The organism is Streptomyces boluensis, from assembly GCF_009908195.1.
In the GTDB taxonomy this organism is placed as follows: domain Bacteria; phylum Actinomycetota; class Actinomycetes; order Streptomycetales; family Streptomycetaceae; genus Streptomyces; species Streptomyces boluensis.
The window spans coordinates 1-5,142 of sequence record NZ_JAAAHS010000477.1; the positions used below are offsets into that span (position 1 = coordinate 1).

Below are 5,142 nucleotides of genomic sequence, written 5' to 3' on the forward strand. Positions count from 1 at the left end.
CCAGCCCCTCCGGCGAAATAACGGGCTAGTCGAAGACCACCAACGCCCGGCCCCCCTTGCCCGCCAGCATGTTGTCGAACGCCGCCGGGATTCCGTCCAGACCGATGCGTTCGGTGACGAGGGAGCTCAGGTCGAGCCGCCCCTCCCGGACGTGCTCCGCCAGGACCGGCAGGTCGCGCTCGGGGACCGTGTTGCCGTAGACGCAGCCGGACAGGGTGCGGCCCCAGTGGAAGATCTCCAGGGCGTTGAAGCTGACCTGCTGGTCCTTGCCGCCGATGCCGACGACCGTGGTGCGGCCGCCGCGCCGGGTGGACTCCCAGGCGGTACGGATGGTCGCGGCCCGGCCGACGCACTCCACGGCCACGTCGGCGCCCTGACCGCCGGTCAGCTTGCGGATCTCGCGCGCGGTGGTGTCGGAGGCGATGACGTACTCGGTGGCGCCGGCCGCGCGCGCCAGTTCCTCCTTCTCCGGGGAGACGTCCACGGCGACGATCGGGCCCGCCCCGGCGATCCGGGCCGCCTGGAGCGTGGCCAGGCCGACCCCGCCGACCCCGAACACGACGACGGACTCGCCCTGTTGGACGCGCGCGGAGTGGTGCACGGCGCCGTACCCGGTGAGGACGGCGCAGCCGAGCAGGGCCGCGTCGGCGAGCGGGACGCCGTCCGGGGCGGGCAGCACACAGTTCGCCGGTACGACGGTCTCCTCGGCGAACGCCGCGACGTTCAGGCCGGGGTGCAGCGGGGTGCCGTCGGCGCGGTGCGCGTACACGTCGGCGGCCCCGGCGAGCGCGTTGCCGCAGAGCCACACCTCGCCGAGCGCGCAGGCGTGGCAACTGCCGCAGGAGGGCGCCCAGTTGAGGACGACCCCGGCGCCGGGGGCCACGTCGGTGACGCCCTCCCCGACGGATACCACGGTGCCCGCGCCCTCGTGGCCGAGCACACAGGGCGTCGGCACCCGCATGGTGCCGTTGGACAGGGACAGGTCGGAGTGACAGACCCCGGCGGCGGCGAGGCGGACCCGCACCTGGCCGGGGCCGGGCTCGGGCAGCTGGATCTCGGTGAGCTCCAGCGGGGCGTTGACGGCGGGCAGTACGGCGGCGCGGACCACGGTCGCGTCCTCCTCTGGGCTCAGAACTGCAGGGACTTGGTCTGGAGGTACTCGCCCAGGCCGTGCGGGCCCAGCTCGCGGCCGACGCCCGACTGCTTGTAACCGCCGAACGGCGCAAGGGGGTTGAAGCGGCCGCCGTTGATGTCGACCTGGCCGGTGTGCATCCGGGAGGCGAAGGCGACCGCCGCGTCCTCGTCGTCGGACCAGACGGCGCCCGCGAGGCCGTAGACGGTGCCGTTGGCGATGGCCAGGGCCTCGTCCTCGTTCTCGTACTTCAGGATCGACAGGACCGGGCCGAAGATCTCCTCCTGGGCGATGGTCATGTCCGCGCGCACGTCGGCGAAGACGGTGGGGGTGATGAAGTACCCCTTCTCGCGCGGCGCTTCGGGGCCGCCTGCGACCAGGCGGGCGCCCTCGGCCACGCCCTGCTCGATGTAGCCGCGCACCCGCGCCCGCTGCTTGGCGTTGACGACCGGGCCGATGCGGTCGCCGTACTTCGCGGCGGCCGCGGCGGCGAGCTCGACCGCCTCCTCGTACCGGTCGGCGGGGACCAGCATCCGGGTCCAGGCGCTGCAGGTCTGGCCGGAGTTGGACATCACGTTGGCGACGCCGACGGCGACGGCCTTGGCCAGGTCGGCGCCGGGCAGGATGACGTTGGCGGACTTGCCGCCGAGCTCAAGGGCGACCGGCTTCACGGCGGCGCCCGCGGTGGCGCCGATCTGCTTGCCGACGGCGGTGGAACCGGTGAAGGACACCAGGTCGACGCCCTCGTGCTCGGCGAGCGCCTGCCCGGCCACCGGGCCCAGGCCGGTCACCAGGTTGAACACCCCGGCGGGTACGCCCGCCTCGTGCGCGGCCTCCGCGAACAGCTGCGCCACCAGCGGGGTGTCCTCGGCGGGCTTGAGCACCACGGTGCAGCCGGCGGCGAGCGCGGGCGCCGCCTTGGCGACGATCTGGTGGAGCGGGTAGTTCCAGGGCGTGATCGCGCCGACGACCCCGACCGGTTCGAGCAGCACGGTGGAGTTGCCGATCTGCTCCTCGAAGGCGTACGAGGCGGCGAGTTCGGCGTACGAACCGGCCACGGCGATCGGCACGCCCGCGTGCACCGCCTGCGAGAACGGCAGCGGGGAGCCCAGTTCGGCGGTGACGGTCTCGGCGATCTCGTCCTTGCGGGCGACCAGCACGTCGCGCAGGGCGCCGATCACGGCCGCGCGCTCGGCGGGCGGGGTCGCGGCCCAGCCGGGCAGGGCGGCTCGGGCGGCGCGCACCGCGGCGTCGATGTCCTCGGCGGTACCGGCCGGGACGTGGGCGATCACCTGTTCGTCGACCGGATCGACCACCGCGATGGTGTCCGCGCCGGCGGCGGGTCGCCACGCGCCGTCGATGTACATGCCGTCGTGCGCCTTCATGGCACTCCTTCCGAGCCTGTTTCCGTGGTCGTCGCTCTAAACTAGCGCCGTTAGTTTTTGGGCGCCAGGGTCACCGTGCATCCCCCGGGTGCAATGTACGGACGTACGGGCATACGCAGAGGCCCGGCGGTGGGTGCACCGCCGGGCCTCTGCGTACGTACCGCCTCGCTGTACCGCGAGGGTCAGGCCTCCGCCCCGGCCAGGGGGGTGACCTTCACGGGCGGCGCGGCACCCGCGAGGGCGTTGTGCCGCTCCTGCCAGGTCGCCAGGGCCATCGCGCAGGCGTGATCGACATGGCGCAGGCCGCTGAGGTCGAGGTGCAGCTCACGGTCGGCGGGCAGCGCCTCCAGGGCGTCGAGCAGCTTGGGCAGCCGCAGGAAGGTCGCGTTGCCCAACACCCTTATCTTCAGGGCGGGTTGCGTGCCCTCCTCGGCCACGGGCTCCTCGGTGACATCGATGTGGACGTGCGAGACCTGCCAGGCGGTCTTGGCGACCGCGAGGAGCAGGCCGATGAGTACGCCCTCGAAGAGGTTGCCGACGACGATCGCGACCGCGGTGGTCACCAGGATCGCCAGCTCGCCCCGGTGCTCGCGCCACAGCGGGCCGAGGTCCTTCCAGGGGATCAGCTTGAACCCGGCGTGCACCAGGACACCCGCGAGCGCGGCGACCGGGATGACGCCGAGCGCCGCCGGGAAGGCCGCGGCGAAGACGAGCAGCCAGACGCCGTGCAGGACCCGGGAGGCCTTGGTACGGGCGCCCGCCTGGACGTTGGCCGCGCTGCGGACGATCACCGCGGTCATCGGGAGCGCGCCGAGGGCACCGCAGACCGCGTTGCCCGCGCCCTGCGCCATGAGCTCCTTGTCGTAGTCGGTGCGGGCGCCGTTGTGCAGCCGGTCCACGGCGGCCGCGCTGAACAGCGACTCGGCGGAGGCGATCAGCGCGAAGGCGAGCACCGTGCCGAGCATCGCGACATCGGCGAGCGCGGCGAACTCGGCGCCGCCGGGCGGCTGTACGGCGTCGAGCAGGCCCTTGACCTCGACCCGGGCGACCGGCAGGCCGAACACGGCGACGGCGAGCGTGGCGGCGGCGACGGCGACCAGGGGGGCGGGCAGGACACGGGCGGCGGCCTTCCAGCGGGGCCAGACGACGAGCAGCACGACGGTGCCGACGCCGACACAGACCGCGGCGAGCGCCTCGGGCGAGGCGGCGACGTCGAGGACGAGTCCGGGGATGCCCGCCAGCTTGGCCAGGCCGCTGCCGGGCGCCTCCAGGTCGGCGAGCGCGTACACCTGGCCGGCGATCAGGACCAGGCCGATACCGGCGAGCATGCCCTGCACGACGGCGACCGAGATGGCGCGGAACCAGCGGCCCAACTTCAGGGCGCCCATGGCGAGTTGGAGCAGCCCTGCGGCGAGCACGAGCACGCCGAGCGCGGCCAGGCCGTACGTCTGCACGGCCTCGTACACGAGCACGGTCAGTCCGGCGGCGGGGCCGCTGACCTGGAGGGAGCTGCCCGGCAGGAAGCCGGTGAGGAGGCCGCCGACGATGCCGGTGACGATGCCGAGTTCGGCGGGCACGCCGGAGGCGACGGCGACGCCGACGCACAGCGGCACGGCGACGAGGAAGACGACGAGGGAGGCGGTCAGGTCGTACCGGAAGGTGCGGGCGCGGGGGGTGTCCGGCGCGGGGGAAGGCATGCTGTTCGTTCCCTTCACAGCGGCAGGAAGGCGTCGGCCGAAGCGTCGTGCTCCATGACCAGGCCGGTGTCGATCGCGTAGTACCAGCCGTGCAGGCGCAGCCGTCCGGCCGCCAACCCGTCGCGTACGCACGGGTATTGGCGCAGCCGGTCGAGCTGGGCCTTGACGTGGCGCTGCACATGTCCGGCCACCTGGGCGTCGTCGTCGACGCCCGCCTCCGGGTCGCGGACCGGGAGGTGCGGGAGCTGGCGCTCCAGCCAGCCCGCGACGGCGGGCACGGCGGCGAGGTCCTCGCCGTGCACGCGGGCGCGCACGGCGCCGCAGTGCGAGTGGCCGCACACCACGATGTCGGGGACCTGGAGCACGCTGACGGCGTACTCGACGGTGGCGGCCTCGCCGCTGGTGGTCTCGGCGCCGCCGTACTCGGGTACGGCGTTGCCCGCGGTGCGCAGTTCGAAGAGTTGGCCGGGGCGGGCGCCGGTGAACAGGGACGGGATCACCCGCGAGTCGGAGCAGGTGATGAAGAGGGCTTCGGGCGACTGGCCTTCGGCGAGCCTGCCGAAGGCTTCGCGCTCCTCCCCCTGGGCCGCGATCCGGCCGGGGAAGCTGCGGGCGTGGTCGATGAACGAATGCATGGGGGTTCCTCCGGGCGTTCCGCACCGGTCGGTCCGGGCAGGGCGCGGTGACGGGCGACGAGGGTGCCTCGGTCGGCCGCGCGGCCGGTCGTCCGGTGGGGGAACGTGGTCGGGCGGTGCACTGCGTACGGGATCACTGGGTGGGTGCGTCCGGCGCCGTGGAACGGCGGCGGGACCCTGCGGGATCCGGCTTCAGCAGCGGAACACCTGGAGCAGGGCGGGCCGTTCGCCGGGGTCGAGGGCCGCGGCCGACGCGGGGTGCGGGCCGGATCCCGGCAGGCGCACGGGGGGCG

The 5,142-nt window shown here is 73.9% G+C and carries 4 protein-coding genes; all 4 read right to left on the reverse strand.

Annotation, left to right across the window (positions count from 1 at the left end; genetic code table 11):
- Positions 1 to 25: 25 nt before the first annotated feature.
- On the reverse strand, positions 26 to 1,108 hold the full coding sequence (locus tag GUY60_RS34080; protein ID WP_161704987.1) for a Zn-dependent alcohol dehydrogenase: 1,083 nt from the start codon (positions 1,106 to 1,108) through the stop codon (positions 26 to 28).
- Positions 1,109 to 1,128: 20 nt separating this feature from the next.
- Positions 1,129 to 2,517, reverse strand: coding sequence for an aldehyde dehydrogenase family protein (locus tag GUY60_RS34085; RefSeq protein WP_161704989.1), 1,389 nt, complete (start codon positions 2,515 to 2,517; stop codon positions 1,129 to 1,131).
- Positions 2,518 to 2,699: 182 nt separating this feature from the next.
- Positions 2,700 to 4,214 (reverse strand): SulP family inorganic anion transporter, encoded by a 1,515-nt coding sequence (locus GUY60_RS34090; RefSeq protein ID WP_161704990.1) that lies wholly within the window; start codon positions 4,212 to 4,214, stop codon positions 2,700 to 2,702.
- Positions 4,215 to 4,228: 14 nt separating this feature from the next.
- Positions 4,229 to 4,849: a carbonic anhydrase gene (locus GUY60_RS34095; protein WP_161704992.1), complete on the reverse strand. Its 621-nt coding sequence runs from the start codon at positions 4,847 to 4,849 to the stop codon at positions 4,229 to 4,231.
- Between the last annotated feature and the right edge of the window lie 293 nt (positions 4,850 to 5,142).